Source organism: Sinorhizobium sp. NFACC03 (assembly GCF_900103435.1).
Lineage (GTDB): Bacteria > Pseudomonadota > Alphaproteobacteria > Rhizobiales > Rhizobiaceae > Ensifer.
In genome coordinates, this window is record NZ_FMXF01000031.1 from 16,474 (window position 1) to 39,607 (window position 23,134).

Below are 23,134 nucleotides of genomic sequence, written 5' to 3' on the forward strand. Positions count from 1 at the left end.
GATGAGAACATGAATTGGACTTTGAAACGCAGGACCTTAGTCGCCACGCTTGGCTTCACGGCATTGACGACCCTCGGCGCGGCTCTCTCACCGGCTCTTGCCGCCGAAAAGACCTTTGCACTCGTGCAGATCAACCAGCAGGCGCTGTTCTTCAATCAGATGAACGAAGGCGCGCAGAAGGCGGCCGACGCCGCCGGCGCGAAGCTCGTCATTTTCAATGCCAACAACGATCCGGCCGCGCAGAACAGCGCGATCGAGACCTATATCCAGCAGAAGGTCGATGGCATCGCCGTCGTCGCAATCGACGTCAACGGCATCATGCCGGCCGTCAACCAGGCGGCCGAAGCCGGGATCCCCGTCGTTGCCATCGACGCGATCCTGCCGGAGGGCCCGCAAAAGGCGCAGATCGGCGTCGACAACGCCACGGCGGGTGCTGATATGGGCAAGTTCTTCCTCGACTACGTCAAGGCCAATGCCGACGGCAAGGCCAAGATCGGTGTCGTCGGCGCGCTCAACTCCTTCATCCAGAACGTTCGCCAGGAGGGATTTGAAAAGACCATCAAGGGTGTCGACGGCATCAGCTCGGCCGGCGTCGTCGACGGACAGAATGTGCAGGACAACGCGCTCTCGGCCGCCGAGAACCTGATCACCGGCAACCCTGACCTGACGGCGATCTACGCGACCGGCGAGCCAGCCCTGATGGGTGCCATCGCCGCGGTCGAGAGCCAGAGCAAGCAGGATAGCGTGAAGGTCTTCGGTTGGGACCTGACGGCCCAGGCGATCGCGGGCATCGATGCCGGCTACGTCACCGCCGTAATCCAGCAGGATCCGGCCGCCATGGGTGCCGCTGCCGTTGACGCCTTGAAGAAGGTATCCGACGGCGGCAGCGTCGAGAAGACCATCGCCGTGCCGGTAACGATCGTCACCAAGGACAACGTCGAGCCATATCGGGCGATCTTCAAATGATGACGACTGAAAGACAGCATCCTCCCGCTGTCGCTGGTGTCGGGGGGGCTCTGCCCTCCCGCACCGGTGCCAGTCCCCGCGTGTCCCTCAAGGGGATTATCAAGACGTTCGGATCGCACCAGGCGCTGCGTGGTGTTGACCTCGACATCTATCCCGGCGAGTGCCTTGGCCTCGTCGGCGACAACGCCGCCGGCAAATCGACGCTGACCAAGGTCATCTCGGGAACCTACATACCCGATGGTGGGACCATTACTCTGGAAGGCGAAGAGGTTCGGTTTTCGGGGCCTGCTGATGCCCGCAACCGCAATATCGAAATGGTTTTCCAGGATCTGAGCCTTTGCGACCACATCGATGTGGTCGGCAATCTCTTTCTCGGTCGAGAAATCAGCAAAGGGCCATTTCTCGATACGAAGACCATGCTCGCCGAAGCCCGCAAGATGCTCGACGCTCTGGAAATCCGCATTCCGCGGCTGACCGGCAAGGTCGCTCAACTCTCGGGCGGACAGCGCCAGGCGATCGCGATTGCGCGTGCCGCTTCGTTCAATCCGAAGGTCCTGATCATGGACGAGCCCACCTCGGCACTTGCTGTGGCGGAGGTCGAAGCCGTGCTCGCGCTCATCAACCGCGTTAAAGCGAAAGGCGTGTCCGTCATCCTGATCACCCATCGCCTCCAGGACCTGTTCCGTGTCTGCGACCGCATTGCCGTCATGTACGAAGGCACCAAGGTGGCCGAGCGCGAAATCGGCAAGACCAACCTGGAAGACCTCGTCAAGCTGATCGTCGGGGAAGGAGCCAAGCAATGACGGCCTATACCGAACGCGCAAAAGGCTCGCCGGCGGCGGATTTCCTGTCTGAAAACGCCCAGGTCCTGTCGATCGCCTTCTTTTTCCTGGCCTGCGTCGTCTTCTTCGCTGCCACGACCGACACGTTCATGACGCTCGGCAACATTCTGAACGTCATCCGCCAGGCGGCGCCGATCCTCATCGTCGCGGTCGCCATGACGCTTGTCATCATCACCGGCGGTATCGACCTCTCGGTCGGCTCGCAGGTCGCGCTGGTCAATGCGGTTGCCGCCATTGTGATGGCGATGGGCTATCCATGGCCTCTGGTCGTCGTCGCCATGCTTTTCTTCGGCGCATTTCTCGGCTTCGTCCAGGGGTGGTTCACCGCCTATCAGGGCATTCCGGCGTTCATCGTCACGCTTGCTGGCCTGTCGATCCTGCGCGGGCTCGCGCTCTATCTGACGCAGGGCTACTCGATCCCGATCAAGGACGCACCGGGCTTCTTCATGCTTGGCCGCGGCGAACTGTTGGGCATCCCCGTTCCGGCGCTGATCGCAGTCGCGGTCGCAGTCGCAGGCTATGTCGTCATATCCTCGACCAAATACGGCCGCCAGGTCGTTGCAGTCGGCTCCAACATGGAGGCCGCCCGTCGCGTCGGCATGCCAGCGAAATGGGTGATCGCTTCGGTCTATATGATCGCCGGGGTTGCCTGCGCCCTTGCCGGCCTGTTGATCGCAGCACGGCTCGGCTCCGGCTCGTCGAATGCGGCCGTCGGATTCGAGCTGCAGGTCATCGCCGCGGTGGTGCTGGGCGGAACGTCGCTGATGGGCGGTCGCGGCACGATCCTCGGCACCGTGCTTGGCACCATGACGATTGCGGTCATCGGTAACGGCCTGATTCTGATGCATATCTCGCCGTTCTTCACGCAGATCGTGACAGGCGCGATTATTCTCGTCGCGATCTGGCTCAACACCCGGATCTTCACCGCCAACTTTCGCTTCGGCGGCAAGAAGAGATAGCCGTCATGACACAAGAACTGTCTGAAGCACATGTGCGATCCGGCAAGGTGATGACCGTGACGGGGGCGATCGATGCGGAAGAGCTTGGCATCACGCTGATGCACGAGCATATCCTCAACGATTGCCGCTGCTGGTGGAACGCGCCGCAGACGAAGGAGCGTCAGTATCTCGCCGAAGGTTTCGTCTGCATGGAGATCCTCGGCGAACTGCGCCAGGATCCCTTCGTCAACAAGCACAACATCACGCTTGACGACGAACCCCTGGCAATCGACGAACTGAAAGCCTTCGCCGCCGAAGGGGGCCGCACGGTCGTCGAACCCACCTGCAAGGGCATCGGCAGAAACCCGCTGGCGCTCAGGCGGATTTCCAGGGAGACCGGCCTCAACATCGTGATGGGTGCGGGATATTACCTCGCCTCCTCCCATCCGGTCGAGGTAGCCGGCATGAGCGTCGACCAGATCGCCGACGGCATCGTTCGCGAGGCGATCGAAGGCGTCGATGGCACGGATGTGAAAATCGGGCTGATCGGTGAGATCGGCGTCTCCGCGGATTTCAGCCCGGCGGAGGAAAAGTCGTTGCGCGGCGCGGCCCGGGCGCAGATTCGAACCGGTCTGCCGCTGATGGTGCATCTCCCGGGCTGGTTCCGGCTCGGCCATCGCGTGCTCGATGTCATCACTGAAGAAGGTGCTGATCTCCGCCACACCGTGCTTTGCCACATGAACCCGTCGCACGATGATTTCGCATACCAGAGCGAACTTGCCGCCCGCGGCGCGTTCATCGAATACGACATGATCGGCATGGACTTTTTCTATGCCGATCAGCAGGTGCAATGCCCGAGCGACGAGGAGGCCGCACGGGCGATCGCAAGGCTGGTGGAGGCCGGCCACATCGACCGCATCCTGCTTTCGCACGACGTGTTCCTGAAGATGATGCTCAGCCACTACGGAGGCAACGGCTATGCCTACGTCCTGCGCCACTTCCTGCCGCGCCTCAAACGACACGGACTGAACGACGATTCGCTCGACCGGATGATGCGGGGCAACCCCCGCTCGGTATTCCAAACCGGAGCCTGACAGTCGGCTCCAAACGCAATTCAAGACCTACGGATAGACCATGACCAAGAAAGTACTTCTCGTCGGCGAGAGCTGGGTTAGCTCCGCCACCCACTACAAGGGTTTCGACCAGTTCGGCAGCGTCACCTTTCATCTCGGGGCGGAACCGCTCGTCAAGGTGCTGAAGGGCAGCGAATTCGAGCTGACCTACATGACCGCGCACGACGCGGTCGAGCAGTTCCCCTATGAGATGGCCGGCCTCGACGCCTACGACGCCATCATCCTGTCGGACATCGGCGCCAACTCGCTGTTGCTGCCGCCGGCCGTGTGGCTGCACTCCCGCACCGTTCCGAACCGGCTGAAGCTGATCAAGGCCTGGGTGGAAAAAGGCGGCGCATTGCTGATGGTCGGCGGCTACTTCTCCTTCCAGGGCATCGACGGCAAGGCGCGCTGGCGCCGTACGGCGGTCGAAGACGCGCTTCCCGTCACCTGCCTTCCCTATGACGACCGCGTCGAAATCCCGGAAGGCGCGGTCGCCGACGTCGTCAAGCCGGATCATCCGACCATGGCGGGGCTTTCGGGCGACTGGCCGCTGCTACTCGGCGTCAACGAAGTGGAGGTGCGCCCGGGCGCGGAGGTCATCGCCCGTCTTCCGGCAGACCAGGGCGGCCACCCGCTGCTCGTCCTTGGCAGCTTCGGCAAGGGCCGCACCGCCGCCTGGACGTCCGATATCGGCCCGCACTGGCTGTCGCCGGCATTCTGCGAGTGGGAGGGCTACGGCCGCCTCTGGAAGAACATCCTCGGATGGATGACGGAGACGGCGCGCTAGGCACGGCAAAGCGCGCTGGGTTGAAAACTCAGCGCGCGGCGAGGATCGCCGTCAGTTGCTCGACCGAGGGGAACGCCGAGCGGGTGCCCGGGCGGCTGACGGTGATGGCGGCAGCCCGTGTCGCATGTTCGATGGCGGTCTTGTCGAGGCCGCTGCCACGCAGTGCCGCGGATGCCAGCGCCACCGCCATGAACGTGTCGCCGGCACCTGTCGTGTCGACGACGTCGCATTCGACGGCAGCAACACGGACGCTGCCCTCGGCTGTGACAAGCATGGCGCCGTTGCCGCCGAAGGTCAGGACGACTTCGCGAACGCCAGCCGCAAGCAACTTGCGGGCAGCCTCTTCGCCACGTGTGCCGGTCATTGCCTGCGCCTCGCCCTCATTGAGAAAGGCGATGTCGGTCAAAGGCCACAGGTTGCTGAAATAGGGACGCAAGGGAGACGGATTGAAGGCAGTAGTCATTCGGCGGGTGCGAGCGGCCTTAAGCACGCCTCGGGTCGTTTCGTCGGACAGATTGCCCTGGAGCACCGCGAGTTCTCCGGGAGCGGCATTGGCGAAGGGCGCGATGGCATCGGCAAGCGTGAGGTTTTGCGCGCAGTCGGTCGTGGTGATGTTGACGTTTTCGCCATCCGGTGTGGTCAGCACGATCGAGAAGTCGGTGGACTTCCCGGGGATGGGCACAAGGCGACTGACGACCGGTTCGCTCGCCAGGTGCTGGCGGATCATGTCGGCGCGAAAGCCGTCGCCGAAAGCGGCAACAAGGCTCGTCGGCAGGCCCGTCCGGGCCATCACGACCGCCTGGTTCGCGCCCTTGCCACCAAGATCCCGGGATCGCTGGCTGCCATGGATCGATGCGCCCGCGGCCGGCATTTCCGACACGGCGATGGTCTCGTCCACCGTCACATTACCGATTACGTAAGCGTGCATGAACATACCTTCGAAAGGGAGAGAAATGCAGGAAATATCTGACAAGTCCTCAAGCGCCATAAGGGAAATATTCGGGACTGACAAGGTTCTGATCGGCATGATCCATTGCCCGGCCTTCCCCGGTGCGCCGCGCTATCGGGGCGCCGATATGTCGACCATCTACGATGCCTGCATGCGTGATGCCGAGGCGCTGGTCGAGGGTGGCCTGCATGGCCTGATGATCGAAAATCATGGCGACGTGCCCTTCTCCAAACCGGAAGATATCGGCCACGAAACGGCAGCCTTCATGTCCGTCGTCACCGACCGGATCGCGCGGGCCACCGGTGTGCCGCTCGGCATCAACGTCCTTGCCAATGCGCCGATCCCGGCCTTTGCGGTCGCCATGGCCGGCGGCGCCAGGTTCATCCGCGTCAACCAGTGGGCCAATGCCTATGTCGCCAATGAAGGCTTCATGGAGGGCCGTGCGGCAGAAGCAATGCGATATCGTTCGCTGCTGCGCGCCGAGCACATCAAGGTCTTTGCCGACAGCCACGTGAAGCATGGCGCTCACGCGATCGTCGCCGACCGGTCGATCCAGGAACTGACGCGTGACCTCGCCTTCTTCGATGCCGACGGCGTGATCGCCACCGGTCAGCGCACCGGCAACACGGCAACCATAGAGGAAATCGAAGAGATCGGCTCGGCCACGCATCTGCCGCTTCTGGTCGGCTCGGGCGTGACCAAGGACAACATCGTCGAAATACTCAAGCGCACCAACGGCGTGATCGTTGCCTCGTCGCTGAAGCAGGGCGGGGTCTGGTGGAACCCGGTCGACATCGAGCGGGTCAAAGCTTTCCGCGCCGCCGCAGAACCCGCGCTGGAGGCATGACGATGGCGGCTGAAACGCTTTCGGAACAGATCCTGCGGGAAAACGCTGCCGTCTTCGAAGCCATGGTGAACCATCGCTTCGTCGACGACATCGTGCTGGAGCGCCTGTCCCCGCGAGTTTTCGAACGCTATCTCGTCTATGAGGGTGCCTTCGTCGAAACCGCGATCTCGATCTTCGCCTTTGCGACGGCGAAGGCTGAGACGATCGCACAGAAGCGCTGGCTGATCGCCGTTCTGGATGCGCTCGCCAACCAGCAGATTGCCTATTTCGAACGGATTTTTGCCGAGCGCAGCATCGATCCCGGCGCCTACGATCTCGATGTTGCCGAGGTCGAGGCTTTCCGAACGGGCATGCTGGATATCGTCCGCAACGGAGGCTTCCTCGACACCGTCGCCGCCATGTTCGCCGCGGAATGGATGTACTGGACCTGGTCGAAAAGGGCTGCGCAAGCAAACATTGCCGATCCGCACCTGAAAGAATGGGTCAAAATGCATGCGGATGATGATTTCGCGGCGCAGGCGAAGTGGCTGAAGCAAGAGCTCGACGCCGCCGGCGACACGCTCGACGTTCCCGAGCGCAAACGTCTGAGCACTATCTTCGGGCGCGCACAGCAACTGGAAATCGCCTTTCACGACGCAGCCTACGGCTGATCGGGACGACCTGTCAGGAGCCGACCATGACCTCTCGCATCGAAATTGACGGCAAGCGACTGCTGCAGCGCCTCGATGACTTCGCAAGGATCGGGGCGACGCCTGCCGGCGGCGTCAACCGACAGGCCCTGTCGGCCGAAGATCGCGCCTCAAGGCGCCTTCTGGCCGAGCGCGCGCTCGCGCGCGGTTTTCGCGTGTTTCAGGATCCGATGGCGAACCTGTTCATCCGGCGCGAAGGCCGCTTTCCCGAAAAGCCCCCTTTCGTCATCGGCAGCCACCTCGACAGCCAGCCGACCGGCGGACGCTTCGATGGCGCTCTGGGAACCCTTTCGGCCTTCGAGGTGATGGAAAGCCTTGAGGATGCCGGGATCGAAACGGATCTGCCGATCGAGGTCGTTGCCTGGACCAACGAAGAAGGAAGCCGGTTCCAACCGGGGACCATGGGTTCCATGGCCTTCGCCGCGGCCACGATCCCTGACGCCTGGTCCGATCTTCGCGGTCGCGACGGCGCCCGGTTCGTCGAGGAGTTGAAGGCAACGCTGCACGCCTTGCCGGAGGCCGAAATGCGCCCGCTCGGCGTCCCGATCTCCGGCTATATCGAGCTCCATATCGAGCAGGGTCCGTCGCTGGAACGGGAGAATATCCCGATCGGCATCGTCCACGGCATCCAGGGGACCCGGTGGCTGGAGGTGACGATCACGGGCCAGGCGGCGCATGCCGGCACGACGGCGCTCGAGTTCCGTCGCGATCCGATGGCGGCGGCGGTCGCCGCACTCGAGCCGCTCTACAAGGGCACGATGCTGAACGATCCGCGGGCCCGGTTCACGGTCGGCCGGTTTGCGGTCGAGCCAGGTTCGGTGAATGCCATTCCGGGCTCGGTGACATTCACCGTCGACCTCAGGCATCCGGAAGCGACAGTCATCGACGCGTTGGAAAACCAGATTCGGCGCGCCTGCGACAAAGCTGCCGCAGCCGCCGGCTGCCGGAGCGAATTGAGGCAGATCTTCGACATGCCGCCGGCTGCCTTTTCGGAAGACCTGCTGGCCGGCCTCGATCGCGCCGCCGCGTCGCTCGGATTGAAGACCAAGCGCATGCTCTCCGGCGCCTTCCACGATGCCTTGTTCGTCAGTCGTGTTGCGCCGGCGGCCATGATCTTCGTGCCTTGCCGCGATGGGCTTAGCCACAACGAGGCCGAATATGTCGAGCCAGAGCACTCCGTAACAGGTGCGCGCATGCTGCTTGCAGCCACCATGGAAGCGATTGTCCTAAGCGCATGACGGTCGGGGCGAGATCAGTGACCCGAGTGATGGTGAGGCAGCCGAGCCGCGCCTCCATTCACCACGCAGCCCTTTCTGACTGACCAAAAGCGCGCGAACAGCGGCGTCGCACCGCCAGAACGCTCGGGTCCCAACATTTCAGCCGGGACGAACGAGGCAGCCTAGTCTTGGGGTAAACAGTAACTCCCGACGCGTTGCAACCATCATCGCGCCACCTGTTGAGCATCCGACGTTCGCCAGAATGGGCGCTTGATTTCTACGAGCTGGCGTCGGGGGTCACCGGCCTTGGCTCTGTCGCGGATCAGCGCAACCAGGTCTGTCCTGATCGTAGCGTCGGACAAGAAGTAGCTGTGGCCGATAAAGCCGCTGCCGCCGGAATACTCGACGAAATCGACCAGCCCTCCCATGTGCGATCCTGCCCATTTGGACGCCGCCTCGCTCCTGTCATTGGGAAGGTTGCCGACGGCGAGCTGACCAAGCCGCAACGCGCTGCCGGAGATCAGCGTCGAGGCTTTCAACGCCTCATCCCTTGGAGACGAATAGACCGTAAGGTGCATGGAGCCTTGCGAGGGCAATGCGCTTGGGGTCGATTTGCTTCCGAAGGCAAGGTCCGGGTCAGAGACCCAGGCAAACAACTTGGAAGACGCGACATCGAGATCGATATCGGGAGCGAAAAACACAGCATTCGCGATCTTGTACCGCTGCCAAAGCGAGGATCGGCTGACATACGCTTCGATGGCAAGCTGCTGGACGACACTCGCCAGCACGTCGGTTCCACGGCTATGGGCCAGGAGGTGAAGCCTCTCGACACCCTTCGTTCCGGCGATGACGCGAACGGCCTTCTTGAAGTCCGCAACCGCAAACTCGCTCGACTCGCGGTCAATGTTGTAGCCAAAGAACGAACCGCCGGCGCCTCCGGCGGGCCATGTCAGGACAATGCAGACAAACTGGTTTTGCAGCGATCGGCAAATCTCGTCGGTGGCGAGTGCCGCATCTTCGAAGCTGTTGTTGTATCCGTGAACGAAGACGACGACTTCCTTGCGTTCGGCCGTTGCGAGACGCCGGCCAATTTCGGCCTGCAGCGACGCGACGGCCTGTTCATGCGCCACGACCGCCTGCGGAGTGCGGCGTAGTCCGTTCGCCGTCGCGACGACGCCGTAGGGCGTTGCCGGAAACCGGCCGGCCTCGGAAACGGCGTCGACCCGGAATTCTTTCCTGCCGGCAGAAGCGTTGCGTCTTGGGGCGATCGATACCGATCCGAAGCTCAAGTAGATCGCCCGCTTTGCACCGTAGGACAGCCGGTTGCCGGAACCGGCGGTCGGCTCTCTGTCGGTGATGTACAGGAGGTCTTGTGCCCCGGACCCTTGTTGCGTTCGAACAGGCTGGCCGCCTTGCAACGCCGGTGATGTGGCAACGGGCTGCACTGTGACTTCGGCCCGCTGCGCGGCACAGCCGACAAAGCAGGCAAGCATAAAGAGGCCCGCCATTGCCCGACAGATATCCATCTAGAGACCGGCCTTGTCCAACCCGTAAGCCTTGTCGGCGGAACCAGGAACGGCGCGGGCCGCGACACTGATGCGGTTCCAGGCATTGATCGCCATGATCCGGAACGTGAGATCGGAAATCTCCTGCTCGGACAGTTCACCCCTCACTCTGTCGTAAACTTCATCGGGAACGCCACCGTCGGCGAGCTTCGTCAGCGCCTCCGTCCAGGCAAGCACGGCCCGCTCTCGCGGCGAGAACAAGGTGGACTCACGCCAGGCCGAGATATGGAACAGGCGCAGCGGCCGCTCGCCATGGATGATCGCTTCTTTGGCATGCATATCGATGCAGAACGCACATCCGTTCATCTGGGACGCCCGCATGTCGACGAGGATGAGTATCGTCTCTTCGATCGAGCCATTCCTGATCTCGTTGCCGAGCGCCATCATGGCTTTGACCATGCCGGGCGAAAGCTTGGAATAATTGAACCGCTGGGTCATGTTGCTTCGTCCTCCGCCTGACATAACCGACCGTTATGGTCGCTTGCTATCGTGCCGGAAGCGCGCCGCGTGCGGCAGCTATACATCCGTTTATGCGCCGCACGATCGCGGGCCGCCCGCCTCCAGCAGGTCAGATTGAAAACGAGGGCCTTCGGGATATAATGCGGCCATCCATTCACCAAGGCTGCCGGTCCGCCGCCGAGCTTCGGCGTGAAGTCCTTTTTTGTTGACCGTCGTCTTCTGCGGAGCGACAGATGTCCAACGACGACGGACTAAGGAAAGACGCCGCCTTTCGCGAACATACTCGCAACAGCGCCGAGTTCGCACTTGACCTTCTCGACAACGTCCCCGGCCACATGTGGTCGATGGATCCGGCCGGCCGGTTCATCTATCGCAACCGAAGCATGGACGCATATTTCGGCAATGGCCTGCAAGACTACGGTGCGTGGCTTGAACGCATCCAGAAGGACGATCAGCGATTTGTGGCGACGACCTGGCGGCGGAGCATGGACGCCGGCGAGCCGTTTGACAGCGCGCACCGTCTGCGTGGCGCGGACGGCGCGTTTCGCTGGTTTCGCGCGTCGGGCAGACCGTCAAAGGACGCACACGGTCGCGTTACGGTCTGGCATGGGCAGACCATCGACATTGAGCACCAGAAGAAGGCCGAGGAGAGCCTGCGTGTTCGCTCGGTCGAGCTATCCTTGCTGGTCGACATGGTTCCGAGCAATCTTTGGCGCCTGACACCCGACGGCACCACTACGCTCGTCAACCGGCGCATGGCGGATTATCTGGGTCTTGATCTCTCAAACGTGAGTGACGTTGCATCCGTCATGGATACGATTTTCCATCCGGACGACGCGGACGCTGTTTATGCCGAGCTCACCCGCTGCCTTGCGACCGGGGAGCGATTTTCGATGCGGTACCGGTTGCTTCGGGCAGACGGCGTCTATCGCTGGATGTCCGGCCGTGCGGAGCCCATGCGGGATCAGGACGGCAACATCGTCCAGTGGTTCGGCCTTTGCCACGATATCGAGGATCAGGTGCAAACAACGGCTGCCTTGCGCCGTTCGGCCGAGAAGCTTGCGCGGGCGACCCAGGCGGCCAATCTGTCGCAGCTTTCCGCTTCAATCGCACACGAGGTCAACCAGCCGCTGGCGGCGATCGCCGCCGACGCTGACGCATGCCTGCGCTGGCTTTCGGCCAAGCCTGCGAACATCGAGCGCGGCAAGCGCGCAGCAGAGCGCATCACCCTGGACGTTGCGGCGGCCGTCGAGGTTGTCAGCCGCATCCGAGCGCTTTTCAAACACCAGCCGCAGTCACGGGCGGTCGAAGACGTGAACCGCCTCGTTTACGAGGTGCTTGATCTGATGTCAGATGAGATCGCTGCAACGACGACCCGCATCGACCTGGTTTTGGACCAGCATCTTCCCAAAGTGGCGCTCGATCGGGTTCAGGTTCAGCAGGTCCTGGTAAACCTCATCCGCAACGGCATCCAGGCCATGGACACGACGAACCCCCTGCGTTCACTGAAGATCGTGTCCAGCCACGATCACCTCGACACCATCAGGATCTCGGTCGAGGACACCGGAAGCGGATTCAAGGATCCGGAGCGCGTGTTCGAACCGTTCTTTACGACGAAGGGCAACGGCATGGGCATGGGACTGCCGATTTGCCGATCGATCGTGGAAGCCCATGGCGGGAAGCTATGGGTGGCCAACAACGAGACATTGGGCGCGACGGTCACCTTCGCTCTGCCCGTCGCCTCGGCGACCTAGGATATCAACCTAAGCCGGCGAATTGGGGAGGCGGCCGACCAGGCGACGTCCGTTGGTGGCGCGGGCGACGACGGACACGGCAAGGGCCCAGGCAGCAATCGTCATGCTAACGCAGACCGCCGCGAGGCTTGCATACCCCGACGCTGCAATCACGGCCCCTGTAAAGACTGGCCCGGCGGCAAATCCGAGCAGATACGCCGACCCGGCTGCGGCCGCCCAGCGCCCGCTTTGGTCCAGCGCTGCGGCCAGGCCGAAAAGATACGGCAGTGAAAAGTAGTAAAGGACGGCGGAGACGATGACCGCAACACTGTAAGCAACCGCGTTCTCCCAGAGACAAAAGACGAGCGTCACCACCACGTAGCCAAGGCAGAATGCGGAGATCGGGACCGTCCGTCCCCAGCGAACGTTCAGTGCCGTCGCCGCGCCCGCCCCGGCAAGGCCAACTATGGTCGACACGGTGAGGATGTATCCGACCGCGGCCGTGTCCAGACCGATGCGCTCGCCCATCGGTCCGCTGAAGGCAAAGAGACCGGCGGAGACCGCGACGTAAAGAACAATCGCAGCAAACAGCAGGCTTCCGAAAAGCGGCACAGACGGTGGCGTCCGGGTGACCGGATGCTTCAGGGTCTTGAGATCCGGCATGAGAAGAAGAAGCGGAGAAAAGGCCAGCGTCAAACCCGCCAACAGCGCAAAAATCCCTCGGTGGCCATAGGCTGCTGTCACCTCGCCGCCGATGCCAAAGAGCGCCACGCTGCCGATTGCCCAGACGAGCTGGAACAGACCGAAGATCCTTTCGGGATTGCGGCAATGCGACGCGACAAGGCTGAGCGACATGGCATAGAGCGCTCCCTCACCGATGCCCGCAATGCCGCGCAACAAGACCAGCGAAGTCCATCCGTCCGATACGACAGAGGCGGCCTGGGCCGCCAGGGTCACGACAAGCGCAGACATCCCGGCGCGCCGGCAGGATAGTCGCGGCAGCACTGGCGCGACGAGGATAGCGGTGACGGCCAGCGCCAGGAGTTCGACCGACGCGATAATACCGGCGTCGCGCTCGGACAGCGCAAGACCGTCAATCAGTCCCGCGACCACAAAAGGCGACATTTGCGGAACGAGGCCACCGATCACCTGGCAGGCTGTTGCACCGACCACAAGTGAAAGCGGGTCGCGAGACGCGGCGGGTTCGATTGAAAGATTGGCCATGGCCCGGTCTCCCGACCGTTTCCTGTTCGTCGAAATAACCTTGGCATTTCATATCAGGTGCGCCGGCGATTTGCCGGCACGGGTCCGGTACTGGTCGGGTTTCTGTCGAACATCAAGTCTGCGCGAACCAGCCTCTGCGAGCTTCGAGACGGTCGCCGGCCGCCATTTCCATCATGACCGATGAAGACGTGGATCGTAAACCTTGGATTCTCTCTTTGCCTCGAGCGCGTGGCCGCACCGGAGACAAAGGCGTCGGGGCCGGTGCGCGTCTCGTCGCCGCATCGACCTCGACGGAAAGATCTCAGGCTGCCGCCTGAGGTTGTTGGGCATTCCATGTCCTGAAGTCGAGTTGACCCAGCTTGGCGGATCCGAGAGGAACCAGTGACTGATCGTCGACGCGCGTGCCGAAGTACTTGGCGTCCGGGTCGGCAACAACCTCTCGGCCATCGCCGACAGCTGCCAGATACTCGGAAATGAATTCGCTCATGGGCTTCTTTTCGGGCCCGGCGATTTCGATCGTCTGGTTTTCAGGCTTGCCGATCGTCGCTTCTGCGACGAAGGTCGCGACGTCGTCTGCGGCGATCGGCTGGAACGCGCCGGACGAGACCCTGGCGGTCCTGTCGACCGTTGCCTCATCGGCAATGCCGCCGAGGAACTCCAGGAACTGCGTCGACCTTACGATGGTGTACGGAACGTCGCCCTTCTTGATCAGGGTCTCCTGTGCGACCTTGGCGCGGAAATAGCCATTGTCGGGCGACCGTTCGATACCGACGATGGAGAGCGCGACGTGGTGTCCGACACCGGCCGCCCGCTCCGCCGCAAGCAGGTTCGAGGTCGACCGTTCGAAGAACGAAAGCACGGCGCTCGGTTCGAAGGATGGCGAGTTGCTGACGTCGAGCACCACCTGAGCGCCGGCGAGCACCTCGGCCAACCCTTCACCAGTCAGTGTATCGACGCCCGTGGACGGCGCCGATTGCACGACGTCGTGGCCCTTGCTTCTGAGGCGCTCTGCGACTTTTGACCCGATGCGGCCGGTCCCGCCGATAATGACGATTTTCATGGTTCTGCTCCTTGCAAGCTCGTCTATGGATCACCGTGTTTGAATGGGAAGAAGGGCTTTACTTTGCGGGCAGCACCATCTTCGTTTCGGTCGTATCGAGAACGAAAACAGCCAGGATCTTCGCCGGCTCGCTATCGCTGGCGTTCGCGCTTACGCGGTGATGATCGCCTGGGACTTCGATCCAGTTCTCGCCGGTCTTGTAGACTTTCACCGCACCGTCGTTGATCTGGCTCTTGATGCTGCCCTCGATCACCGTCGCATAGATAAAAGCGCTCTTGGGGTGGGTATGTGACGGGTTGTGGCCCCCCGGGCCGTACTCGACCAAAACGCCGCGCATGCTCTTGCCCGGCACATTCGGAAGGGCGTGGTCGAACACCACTGTGACCTTGGCATTATAGGGCTCGTCGGAGGCCGCTACCGGTCCGGTGATCAGCGTCGCAAACAGCAAGCCAATCGCTAGTTTTCGCATGGATTTCTCCTCCATTCACGTTGTTGGCAATGCGTGGGATCGTATGGCCGACCTCCGGAGAGAAACAGATATACGTAGGTTTGCCGCAGCGGCGATTTTGTCTCGGCAGAAGTTGTGCCCGGGTGCGAACTGCCGCGTCTCCGCTTCAACCGTTCGCGCTTTCACGCTGGCTTCGAAAGATGGATCGGATCGCATGAAGCAGGTCCAGCTTGCGTCGCTCGCGCTGGTTCGCTGGCAATTCCGAACTTGCTCCGATCGCCTCCCGTTGCGCCAGGTGGATTGCCAGATCCTCCGCAATTTCCGGGCGCTTCGACAAAAGCGGCGCGAATGCTGCCTGATCTACTTCATAGACCGTAAGGCGGGTGACGGCATGGAGGTCGTGTTTCTCCTTCACTCCGGCCAAGAGGCCGTCCTCGCCGAAGAAATCACCGGGGGCCAGGCGCGCGATTTCCACATCGCCGCTCTTCATCGCCACCACGCCGTTCTTGATCATCATCAGGCTTTCGAGCGACCGGCCTTCTCTGACAATTTCGGCTCCGGCGGCAAAGCTGCGCGGCGTCGCCGCGGCCGCAAGCGTATCGCGTTCTTCCTGGCTGAGATTGGAGAAGATCGGGATCGCGTCGATGAGGTCCTGTGCCGTCGCGACGGCGTGCTGCGGGTCGGACATGCGAAGGTCCTGCATCAGCGGGCTCTCGGCAGGCAGGGCCAGTTGCACACCATGCGCCCTGCAATGCCGATAGACCAGGTCGATGATTTCGTTGCGTGCTGGGCCGCGCTGCGCCGGGCTGGTGACCCGAAACTGGAGCTCCACCGTGATCGCGCTGGCATCGATCCCCACAAGCCCGACGGTTGGAGCCGGCTGCTTCACGATCGCGTTGCAACTGTCGAGGACAGCATGCATCACGTCGACGATCATGTGCGGCATGCGGGTTGGAGCCACGCGAACCGACACGACGATCTGGTGGTTCTCGTCGGGCTGGCTGATGTTGGTCAGCCCCACCTTTGCCAGGACACTGTTGGGCAGGACCACGAGATTGTGGGCCGCGGTCAGCAGATGCGTCGACCGCCAGTTGCTTGAGACCACCCGGCCTTCCGTTCCGTCATTAAGACAGATCCAATCACCAAGGACATAAGGGCGACCGAGGGTCAGCGCTATGCCCGAGAAGACGTCACCCAAAGTGCTCTGCAACGCGAGGCCGAGAATGATCGCAATGACGCCCGATGTCGCCAGCAGGCCCCCTATTGGCACACCGAAGACGAATGCCAGGACAGAGAGCAGCACGCCGAGATAGACGACGGCGACCACCAGATCCTGGATCAGTCGCGCTTCCCGCGGCCGTCCGTCGAGGACAAGGTAAAGCCGGACGAACCCGATCACCGCCCAGGAGAGATGAACCCACCAGAGCGTCTTTGCCGTCACGAGCAGTGTCTGCGCGCCATCGAGATCGGTCCGGTCGTAGCGAAACGGATTGAGGCCGCCGAAGGCGAGCGCTGCCGTCATCGATGCGAAGAAGGCGATCTGCACGACCAGCCGCGCCGTTGGGCGCGCCCTGCCCTGCAGATGCCAGACGACAATTCCGGCGATGCCCAGAACACAGACGAGGACGGGAAACAATTGCGTTTGCTGGTCCATTTCCACTCCCGTGGCGAGGCAGCGTTTCTCCCTCCGCTACAGCCGGCTAGCGGCACCTTGCTCTGAAAAGGACAAGGGCGAACCCGCCCTTGTCGCCATGCACGCGAACCGATGGTTCTTGCGCGCCACTCGCTCAATTGGAGACGTCAGTAGTCCCAGAATACCGGAACCCACCGGAAGCGATCGCCATCGATCGCCACATGTCCGACGGACGGGAAAGGCAGGTGCGTGGCCACCAGCGACGATCCTGTCTCGGCCAGTTCCTTCATGAGACGCACCCGAACGCGAGCAGCCTCCTCGGGGTCGTGCTCAAAGCCGTTGTACCAGTCGGGATGGTCGAAGGCGACGGCGAACAGGGCATCGCCGGCAAACATCAGCCGGTCGCCTCCCGAGGCCACGCGGACCACGCAGTGCCCGGGCGTATGGCCGCCCGTGCGCTGCGCAACCACGCCCGGCGCGACCTCGCACTCGTCCTCGAACGGTCGAAGATGGTTGCGGTACTCGTTCACGAAGCGCTTGGCAGTTGCCCGGAGCGCGTCCGGGAAACCCTGCGGCATGACCGCGTGCGAGAAATCCGGCGATTCCCAGAATTTGATCTCGGCAGCCGCCACGTGGATCCGCAAATCCGGGCGCAGCTGCTCCTTCACGCCATCGACGAGCAGTCCGCCAATGTGGTCCATGTGCATGTGGGTAAGAACCACGTCGGTCACTGATGCGAGATCGATACCCGCAGCCTCCAGGCGCCTGATCAACTGACCCGCCCGCGGCAGGTTCAGGTCCGGATCCATGCCGAGCCCGGCGTCGATGAGAATGGTTTGGGCACCGCTTCGCACCACGACCACGTTCAGCGACCAGTCGAAAGCATCCTGCGGCAAGAACATGTCTCCAAGCCAGGCTGCCCGATCGGCCGGGTCGGCATTGTGTCCCAACATCGTGGTTGGCAATGGCAGCACCCCATCGCTGACCACCAGCACCTCTATGTCACCGACCTGCACCGCGTAGCGCGATGGAACCAGCTCTTCTGGAGCCGACCGACCGGGCGGCGCGGGCTCCAAAGTCGTGTTCGTATGGGATCTTGCTTCTAGCGGCGACATGACGCCCTCCTGTTTGCCTGATCGAAGAGTACTGTTCACAGTTCACGGCTTGGACTCTAGGTTCGAGCGATGTTGACGGTCGAGCTATACCTGGGTTTAGGGCGGTCCGTTCGGTCAACGGTCGGGGTGCGTTTGGCGTGCTTTGGCTCGCCTGGCGAATCCGACCTTGATGGCCACGAGCACGGGCGCTGCGACAACGAACAGCAGCGCCACGGCAGTGAACGCCGTGTCGAAGGCGATCACGATTGACTGTCCGGTGACTGCGCGGCCGAGAAGCGCCATCGCGGCTCGGCTGGCGGGAACAGCATCCATGCCCCGCGCCGCGAGCATGGCTGTCGTGCCGGCCAGACGTTCGATGACAGCCTGACCTCCCGCATTGACGCTTGATCCAAGAACCGTGACGTTTGCGGCGACGTTATGGTCGATAAGGGTCTGAAGCCCGGCAACGCCGACAAGACCGCCGAACTGGCGCCCGGTGTTGAACAGTCCGATGCCGGAGGCGAGGTTTCGCCTGTCGAGATTGGTAAAGGCAATCAGCGTGATCGACAGGAACAGGAAACCAAGGCCGAGGCCGCGCAAAAGGATCGCAGCCATCATGTCGGCGGCACCGCTTTCACTGGTCGAGCCGGACAGCATCCACATGGCCACCGTGATCATCAAGATACCGAAGGGCACGGTCGCGAACGGAGGAAGCCGACGGACCTGCATGAGAAAGGCGGCAAAAAGCAAGGCCCCGACGAAGAGGGTACCGCTCGGCAGGAGCAGCAGGCCCGCATCGGTCGGCGTGAAAGCAAGAACGGAGACGGCAAAAGACGGGATCAGGAACGCGCTGCCAAACAGCGCTGCGCCGGCGACAAAACTGACGATGAAGGCGAAGGCGAAATCGTCCGATCTGAACACGGCAAAATCGAGGAGGCCGGTGCCCTTGCGCAGCACCTGCTGCCCGAGAAACAAGAATAGCGAGGCCACGCCGACCACCGAGATCCAAAGGATGCGCGGCTGTTCAAACCAGTCCCAGCGGCTTCCCTGGCTGAAGACATAGGTGAAGCAGAAAAGTGCCAGCGAGACGAGCGTAATCCCGACCCAATCAAATGGACGTTGCCTCGTCATGAAGGGTGTCGCATCGTCAACCATCAAGAGGAGCCCGGTAGCGCCGAGAGACAGGACGACGTTGCAGTAGAAGATCCAGGTCCAGGACTGGCTGTCGAGCAGCCACCCCTGAAGTGTCGGAGCGAGCGTTGCGGGCGCGACCACCGCGCTCATTGCAAACAGCGCCTGAAGGATTGGTTGATGGGCGCTCCGAAAAGCAAGGAAGATGGTGGCCTGCCCTGCAACGAGCAGGACCCCGCCGGCAAGCCCCTGAACGATCCGGAGGGCAATCAAAAGATCCAGCGACGTCGTCGCGGACGCCATCCCGGACGCAAGCCCCATGATGAGCGTCGATCCGATCACAAGACTGAGCGGACGGATGCGGGTCAGCATCGAAGCGGCGACCATGAAGCCGATGAGCTTGAAGGCGGTATAACCGACGTCGAGCCAAGCGAACTCGTCCGGAGTGGCGTAGATATCACCGATGATATCGCCGCGTCCGAGCGAAAGAACGGTGCTCGCAATCGCCTCTGTCAGTGCCGCCAGCACGATACCTATGACGAGCAACACTCCGGACGCAGACGTGTCGCGGTTCCTGGTGATGGCTACGTGCCTGGTCATGACCCGCTCCTGAGATCAACGTCCACCCTTGCGGACAGACCTGGCACCAGCCGCCCAGTCAAAGGGTTGTTGGCAAACCGGATCTTGACCGGGACCCGCTGGACGACGCGCACGAAGTTGCCGGTTGCATTGTCTGACGGCAGCAGGCTGAAGGCTGAGCCGCTGCCCGGCGCGAAGCTGTCGACTGTGCCGTCAAGCGTCTGACCCGGATAGCTGTCTATAGTGATGCGAACACTCTGCCCCGGCTGGATGTGTTCAAGCTGCGTTTCCTTGAAATTGGCAACAACCCACACATCGTCGACCGGAACGATATCGAGCAGGGTGGTGCCAGGCGCGACGAACCGGCCGACGCGAACCTGGCGGTTGCCGATAACCCCACCGACCGGGGCGCGGACGGTCGTGCTCTCCAGATCGATCTGAGAAAGGTCGCGCGCCGCTTCTGCCTGTGCCACGGCCGCGACGGCGGCTTCACGCTGCGCCGCCAGCACGGTGATGCGTTGCTTCTGCGCCTCGATCGTCGCAGAGGCCGCAGATACGCCTGCCTCCGTTTTCGATCGCGCCGCTTCGCTTTCGTCGACATGCGCCTGACTGATGGTGTTGCTGCGGATCAGTTCGCGCCGGCGTTCATATGCCTTGGCGGCAAGATTCATCTCTGCGATGGCCGATAGCTTCTGGGCTTCGGCCTGACGAATAAGGGCGTGCTGGAGCTCAGTCTCCGCATCGACGTTGACAAGCCGAGCCTTGGAAGCTTCGACATTGGCCGCCGCTTGCGCAAGGCGAGCGCGATAGTCCCTGTCATCGATCCGGAAAAGCACTTCGCCCGCCCGAACGCTCTGGTTGTCCTGGACCTCGACGGCCACGACATAGCCGGCAACCTTTGGTGCAAGCGAGGTGACATCGCCACGAACATAGGCGTTATCCGTCGACGCCTCGCTGCCCGGACGGGCCCAGGCCCAGCCGCCTGCGACGGCCACCACGGCGCCGAGGCAAAGCAACACGCCGAGTTTCTTCTTCTTGCTGGATCGCTTCGGAGCGACGCCGACTGAGGCGGTGCCGGTGGCGGCGGCAATCTTGTCTTCGAGCGTATCCATTGTCCCAGTCCCTGTTGGATTTCGTGGCGTCGTCACGGCAAATGGGATGTCGGACCCCCATGTCGAAGCACGAGCATGGCCCCATTCCCGATACTTGCGATTTCAGTGTCCGACCTGTTGGCCGACCCAATCGTCGAACCGAGTTGCACCGAGCCGCGGGTTTTTGCCGGGGGTCAGCGACTGGTCGTCCAGGAGTGCGCCGAAATAGCGTGCGTGAACGTCCGGGACGACCTTCCGATCATCCTTGATCGCCCGCAGGAACTGCCGGACCACCTCGTCGAGCGGTATGGCCTCCGGTCCGGCGACTTCGATCGTTCCGTTGACGGGCGGCGCGAGTGCAATATCGGCAAGCGCCGCCACGACATCGTCGGAGGCGATGGGCTGGAACAACGCGGGTGAAAGGCGAACCTCTCCGTCGACTGTTGCCGATTGCGCGATGCCGCCGACGAACTCAAAAAACTGCGTGGCGCGCAGGATGGTGTAGGGGATACCGGCTGCCTTGATGAGGTTTTCCTGCGCGACCTTTGCCCGGAAGTAGCCGTTATCAGGCAACCGCTCGCTGCCGACGATCGACAGCGCGATGTGATGACGCACGCCGGCGGCAGCTTCGGCGGCCAACAGGTTGCGCCCCGACGTCTCGAAGAATTCGAGGACGGCCTTGTCGTCCCAAACCGGCGCGTTGGCGACGTCGACGACCACATCGGTCCGATCCATCGCTGCGGCCAAGCCTTCACGCGTGATCGTGTTGACGCCGGTATTTGGCGCGGCTGCAAGCACATCGTGTCCGCGCTCGCGCAGGCTCTTCACAAGTTTCGATCCGATAAGGCCGGTGCCTCCGATGACGACGATCTTCATGGGTTCACTCTGCTTCTTCTCGACTGCACCATTGCCGCCGATCTGCGCCGAGACTGCTCCTATGCAACAGGGAAGTCCTTGGGCCTGTCTTGAATTTCCCTTGTGGATAGCTTGATTGTCCGTCCAAGCGGTTGTGTGATCGTGGGGGGATGCTCTAACGACGCGATGGCGTGGCAGTTGTCCGCGGATGGCAATCGCCAGCCAGGGAAAGTCGACCAGGAGGGCTGAGGTGCAATTCAAGTTCGCAGGCTATCTGCTCGATCCGGAACGCCGGGAACTGACGCTCAGCGGGCAGATTGTCGCCGTCGGTCCGCAGGTCTTCGACCTGTTGGTGCATCTCATCGAGAATCGCGACAGAGTCGTTGGAAAGGATGATCTGCTGCACGCCATCTGGGGCGGCAGGATCGTCTCGGAATCGACGATCACCAGCCACATAAACGCCGTTCGCAAGGCCATTGGTGACAGCGGCGAAGAACAGCAACTGGTGCGCACCATCCCCCGCAAGGGCTTCCGCTTCGTCGGCGAGGTCCGTCTTGTCGATGTTGGAAACGATATCCTTTCGCAAGGTTCGGGCCGCGTCGATGGCAGCTCTGGAGATGCACCCGTGGTGGCGCCGGAACTCCCTCTGCCCGACAAACCCTCCATAACCGTCTTGCCCTTCCAGAACCTGAGCGGCGATCCGGAGCAGGAGTATTTTACGGACGGGGTGGTGGAGGACATCATCACCGCACTGTCACGGTTCCGCTGGCTCTTTGTCATCGCGCGCAATTCGAGCTTCACCTACAAGGACCGCGCCGTGGAAGCGACCGAAGCGGGGCGTGAGCTCGGCGTGCGCTATGTTCTGGAAGGGAGCGTGCGCAAATCGGGAAAGAAGGTCCGCATCACCGGCCAGCTCGTCGATGCTACGACCGGTGCGCATCTCTGGGCCGAGCGCTTCGAAGGCACGTTCGACAACATTTTCGAGCTGCAGGATGAGATAGCCGAAAGCGTCGTCGGCGCGATTTCGCCGCAACTCGAACGGATCGAGATGGAGCGCGCCAAACGCAAGCCGACCGAAAGTCTCGACGCCTACGACTACTATCTTCGTGGCATGGCAAAACTGCACAGCGGCACCCGCGAGGCGCTTGAGGCTGCGCTGCCGCTGTTCTACAAGGCGATCGAGCTCGACAATGAATTTGCCTCCGCCTATGCCGGCGCCGCCTGGTGCTTCTTCTGGCGAAAGCTCAACGGCTGGATGCTCGATCGCACGGCAGAGATCGCCGAAGGCGCGCGACTGGCGCGGCTTGCGGTTGAGCTTGGCCGGGACGATGCCGTGGCGCTGACGAGAGGCGGCCACGCGCTCGGTCATCTCGCCGACGACCTCGATGCCGGCATTGCGTTGGTCGACAGGGCCCGACTGCTCAATCCGAACTTCGCACTCGCTTGGTTTCTGGGTGGCGTACTGCGCGTCTTTCGGGGTGAAACGGAGAGCGCCATCAAGGATCTCGCCCATGCCGTTCGCCTGAGCCCGCTCGACCCGGAGATGTTCCGCATGCAGACAGGAACGGCAATCGCGCATTTCTTTTCCGGTAACTATGAAGATGCTCTGGTCTGGGCCGAGAAGGCACTCGCCAACCTGCCGAGCTTGCTCGTGGCAGTCGCGCTTGCCTCGGCAAGCCATGCGCTTGCCAACCGTCCCGACGAGGCAAGTCGGTATATGCAGCGCTTGAGGCAGCTTGATCCGGCGTTGCGCGTTTCCAATCTGCACGATTGGTTGCCGATCCATCGACCGGACGATTTCAAGCGGTTTGCCGACGGATTGCGGCTCGCAGGATTGCCGGAGTGACCATGGCCGCTTGCGGCGCGTAATGAACAGAGCGCGCGCTGTGCAATTGTCCGGCACCTCGACCAC

General features: G+C 62.3%; 21 protein-coding genes. 10 read left to right on the top strand and 11 right to left on the bottom strand.

All coding sequences use genetic code 11. From position 1 onward, the window contains the following. Positions 1-9: 9 nt before the first annotated feature. Genes BLU35_RS28080 through BLU35_RS28100 form a run of 5 tightly spaced genes read left to right on the top strand, consistent with a single transcriptional unit; the run spans position 10 to position 4,648 of the window. Positions 10-966, top strand: a complete 957-nt coding sequence (locus tag BLU35_RS28080; protein WP_058323717.1) for a substrate-binding domain-containing protein — start codon at positions 10-12, stop codon at positions 964-966. Continuing rightward, positions 966-1,769, top strand: coding sequence for an ATP-binding cassette domain-containing protein (locus BLU35_RS28085; RefSeq protein WP_057248464.1), 804 nt, complete (start codon positions 966-968; stop codon positions 1,767-1,769). Before BLU35_RS28080 ends, BLU35_RS28085 begins: the two co-directional genes overlap by 1 nt. Continuing rightward, positions 1,766-2,767 (top strand): ABC transporter permease, encoded by a 1,002-nt coding sequence (locus tag BLU35_RS28090; RefSeq protein ID WP_093235416.1) that lies wholly within the window; start codon positions 1,766-1,768, stop codon positions 2,765-2,767. The genes BLU35_RS28085 and BLU35_RS28090 overlap by 4 nt, the downstream gene beginning before the upstream one ends. 5 nt (positions 2,768-2,772) lie before the next feature. Beyond that, positions 2,773-3,840 (top strand): phosphotriesterase family protein, encoded by a 1,068-nt coding sequence (locus BLU35_RS28095; RefSeq protein WP_093235418.1) that lies wholly within the window; start codon positions 2,773-2,775, stop codon positions 3,838-3,840. A 40-nt stretch (positions 3,841-3,880) separates the two neighbouring features. Beyond that, on the top strand, positions 3,881-4,648 hold the full coding sequence (locus BLU35_RS28100; protein ID WP_093235419.1) for a glutamine amidotransferase: 768 nt from the start codon (positions 3,881-3,883) through the stop codon (positions 4,646-4,648). Between the two features lie 28 nt (positions 4,649-4,676). On the opposite strand, the gene BLU35_RS28105 is transcribed toward BLU35_RS28100, so the two are convergent. Beyond that, positions 4,677-5,576 carry a ribokinase gene (locus tag BLU35_RS28105; protein WP_093235459.1) on the bottom strand — a complete coding sequence of 300 codons (900 nt, stop codon included), beginning with the start codon at positions 5,574-5,576 and terminating at the stop codon, positions 4,677-4,679. Positions 5,577-5,601: 25 nt separating this feature from the next. On the opposite strand from BLU35_RS28105, the gene BLU35_RS28110 reads away from it, so the two are divergent. The 3 genes from BLU35_RS28110 to BLU35_RS28120 are packed head-to-tail and all read left to right on the top strand — an operon-like array spanning position 5,602 to position 8,371. Then, positions 5,602-6,444 carry a BtpA/SgcQ family protein gene (locus tag BLU35_RS28110; protein WP_093235421.1) on the top strand — a complete coding sequence of 281 codons (843 nt, stop codon included), beginning with the start codon at positions 5,602-5,604 and terminating at the stop codon, positions 6,442-6,444. Between the two features lie 2 nt (positions 6,445-6,446). Beyond that, entirely contained in the window at positions 6,447-7,094 is a 648-nt protein-coding gene (locus tag BLU35_RS28115) for a TenA family protein (protein ID WP_093235422.1), read from the top strand. Between the two features lie 26 nt (positions 7,095-7,120). Beyond that, positions 7,121-8,371, top strand: a complete 1,251-nt coding sequence (locus tag BLU35_RS28120) for a Zn-dependent hydrolase (RefSeq protein WP_093235423.1) — start codon at positions 7,121-7,123, stop codon at positions 8,369-8,371. A 203-nt stretch (positions 8,372-8,574) separates the two neighbouring features. Here BLU35_RS28120 and BLU35_RS28125 read toward each other — a convergent pair whose 3' ends face one another. Together BLU35_RS28125 and BLU35_RS28130 are read right to left on the bottom strand one after the other, a co-directional pair. Continuing rightward, entirely contained in the window at positions 8,575-9,876 is a 1,302-nt protein-coding gene (locus tag BLU35_RS28125) for an alpha/beta hydrolase (protein ID WP_093235425.1), read from the bottom strand. After that, a complete protein-coding gene (locus tag BLU35_RS28130; protein WP_093235426.1) occupies positions 9,877-10,353 on the bottom strand; it encodes a carboxymuconolactone decarboxylase family protein in 477 nt (158 codons plus the stop codon). Positions 10,354-10,607: 254 nt separating this feature from the next. On the opposite strand from BLU35_RS28130, the gene BLU35_RS28135 reads away from it, so the two are divergent. Then, positions 10,608-12,128, top strand: a complete 1,521-nt coding sequence (locus tag BLU35_RS28135) for a PAS domain-containing sensor histidine kinase (RefSeq protein ID WP_093235427.1) — start codon at positions 10,608-10,610, stop codon at positions 12,126-12,128. A gap of 9 nt (positions 12,129-12,137) precedes the next feature. Here the strand turns inward: BLU35_RS28135 and BLU35_RS28140 are convergent, their stop codons facing one another. From BLU35_RS28140 to BLU35_RS28175, 8 genes are all read right to left on the bottom strand, one after another. Continuing rightward, positions 12,138-13,331: an MFS transporter gene (locus BLU35_RS28140; protein WP_093235429.1), complete on the bottom strand. Its 1,194-nt coding sequence runs from the start codon at positions 13,329-13,331 to the stop codon at positions 12,138-12,140. A gap of 301 nt (positions 13,332-13,632) precedes the next feature. Then, entirely contained in the window at positions 13,633-14,391 is a 759-nt protein-coding gene (locus BLU35_RS28145; RefSeq protein ID WP_093235430.1) for an SDR family oxidoreductase, read from the bottom strand. Positions 14,392-14,449: 58 nt separating this feature from the next. Beyond that, positions 14,450-14,860 (bottom strand): cupin domain-containing protein, encoded by a 411-nt coding sequence (locus tag BLU35_RS28150; protein ID WP_058323728.1) that lies wholly within the window; start codon positions 14,858-14,860, stop codon positions 14,450-14,452. Between the two features lie 145 nt (positions 14,861-15,005). Continuing rightward, on the bottom strand, positions 15,006-16,493 hold the full coding sequence (locus BLU35_RS28155; RefSeq protein WP_093235431.1) for a cyclic nucleotide-binding domain-containing protein: 1,488 nt from the start codon (positions 16,491-16,493) through the stop codon (positions 15,006-15,008). A 146-nt stretch (positions 16,494-16,639) separates the two neighbouring features. Then, positions 16,640-17,587, bottom strand: a complete 948-nt coding sequence (locus BLU35_RS28160) for an MBL fold metallo-hydrolase (protein WP_093235432.1) — start codon at positions 17,585-17,587, stop codon at positions 16,640-16,642. Positions 17,588-17,701: 114 nt separating this feature from the next. Continuing rightward, positions 17,702-19,297 (bottom strand): MFS transporter, encoded by a 1,596-nt coding sequence (locus BLU35_RS28165; protein WP_093235433.1) that lies wholly within the window; start codon positions 19,295-19,297, stop codon positions 17,702-17,704. After that, the gene (locus BLU35_RS28170; protein WP_093235434.1) at positions 19,294-20,388 is read right to left on the bottom strand and encodes an HlyD family secretion protein; all 1,095 of its coding nucleotides are present in this window, start codon (positions 20,386-20,388) and stop codon (positions 19,294-19,296) included. Before BLU35_RS28170 ends, BLU35_RS28165 begins: the two co-directional genes overlap by 4 nt. Positions 20,389-20,490: 102 nt before the next feature. Further along, on the bottom strand, positions 20,491-21,243 hold the full coding sequence (locus tag BLU35_RS28175; protein ID WP_093235436.1) for an SDR family oxidoreductase: 753 nt from the start codon (positions 21,241-21,243) through the stop codon (positions 20,491-20,493). A 229-nt stretch (positions 21,244-21,472) separates the two neighbouring features. Between BLU35_RS28175 and BLU35_RS28180 the strand changes: the two genes are divergently transcribed. Then, positions 21,473-23,068: a winged helix-turn-helix domain-containing tetratricopeptide repeat protein gene (locus BLU35_RS28180; protein WP_176907470.1), complete on the top strand. Its 1,596-nt coding sequence runs from the start codon at positions 21,473-21,475 to the stop codon at positions 23,066-23,068. The last annotated feature ends 66 nt before the right edge of the window (positions 23,069-23,134 follow it).

Bases quoted from the DNA above. Each gene is read 5' to 3' on its own strand.
- BLU35_RS28080 (WP_058323717.1), top strand. From the start codon at position 10: ATGAATTGGACTTTGAAACGCAGGACCTTAGTCGCCACGCTTGGCTTC.
- BLU35_RS28085 (WP_057248464.1), top strand. From the start codon at position 966: ATGACGACTGAAAGACAGCATCCTCCCGCTGTCGCTGGTGTCGGGGGG.
- BLU35_RS28090 (WP_093235416.1), top strand. From the start codon at position 1,766: ATGACGGCCTATACCGAACGCGCAAAAGGCTCGCCGGCGGCGGATTTC.
- BLU35_RS28095 (WP_093235418.1), top strand. From the start codon at position 2,773: ATGACACAAGAACTGTCTGAAGCACATGTGCGATCCGGCAAGGTGATG.
- BLU35_RS28100 (WP_093235419.1), top strand. From the start codon at position 3,881: ATGACCAAGAAAGTACTTCTCGTCGGCGAGAGCTGGGTTAGCTCCGCC.
- BLU35_RS28105 (WP_093235459.1), bottom strand. From the start codon at position 5,576: ATGCACGCTTACGTAATCGGTAATGTGACGGTGGACGAGACCATCGCC.
- BLU35_RS28110 (WP_093235421.1), top strand. From the start codon at position 5,602: ATGCAGGAAATATCTGACAAGTCCTCAAGCGCCATAAGGGAAATATTC.
- BLU35_RS28115 (WP_093235422.1), top strand. From the start codon at position 6,447: ATGGCGGCTGAAACGCTTTCGGAACAGATCCTGCGGGAAAACGCTGCC.
- BLU35_RS28120 (WP_093235423.1), top strand. From the start codon at position 7,121: ATGACCTCTCGCATCGAAATTGACGGCAAGCGACTGCTGCAGCGCCTC.
- BLU35_RS28125 (WP_093235425.1), bottom strand. From the start codon at position 9,876: ATGGATATCTGTCGGGCAATGGCGGGCCTCTTTATGCTTGCCTGCTTT.
- BLU35_RS28130 (WP_093235426.1), bottom strand. From the start codon at position 10,353: ATGACCCAGCGGTTCAATTATTCCAAGCTTTCGCCCGGCATGGTCAAA.
- BLU35_RS28135 (WP_093235427.1), top strand. From the start codon at position 10,608: ATGTCCAACGACGACGGACTAAGGAAAGACGCCGCCTTTCGCGAACAT.
- BLU35_RS28140 (WP_093235429.1), bottom strand. From the start codon at position 13,331: ATGGCCAATCTTTCAATCGAACCCGCCGCGTCTCGCGACCCGCTTTCA.
- BLU35_RS28145 (WP_093235430.1), bottom strand. From the start codon at position 14,391: ATGAAAATCGTCATTATCGGCGGGACCGGCCGCATCGGGTCAAAAGTC.
- BLU35_RS28150 (WP_058323728.1), bottom strand. From the start codon at position 14,860: ATGCGAAAACTAGCGATTGGCTTGCTGTTTGCGACGCTGATCACCGGA.
- BLU35_RS28155 (WP_093235431.1), bottom strand. From the start codon at position 16,493: ATGGACCAGCAAACGCAATTGTTTCCCGTCCTCGTCTGTGTTCTGGGC.
- BLU35_RS28160 (WP_093235432.1), bottom strand. From the start codon at position 17,587: ATGTCGCCGCTAGAAGCAAGATCCCATACGAACACGACTTTGGAGCCC.
- BLU35_RS28165 (WP_093235433.1), bottom strand. From the start codon at position 19,297: ATGACCAGGCACGTAGCCATCACCAGGAACCGCGACACGTCTGCGTCC.
- BLU35_RS28170 (WP_093235434.1), bottom strand. From the start codon at position 20,388: ATGGATACGCTCGAAGACAAGATTGCCGCCGCCACCGGCACCGCCTCA.
- BLU35_RS28175 (WP_093235436.1), bottom strand. From the start codon at position 21,243: ATGAAGATCGTCGTCATCGGAGGCACCGGCCTTATCGGATCGAAACTT.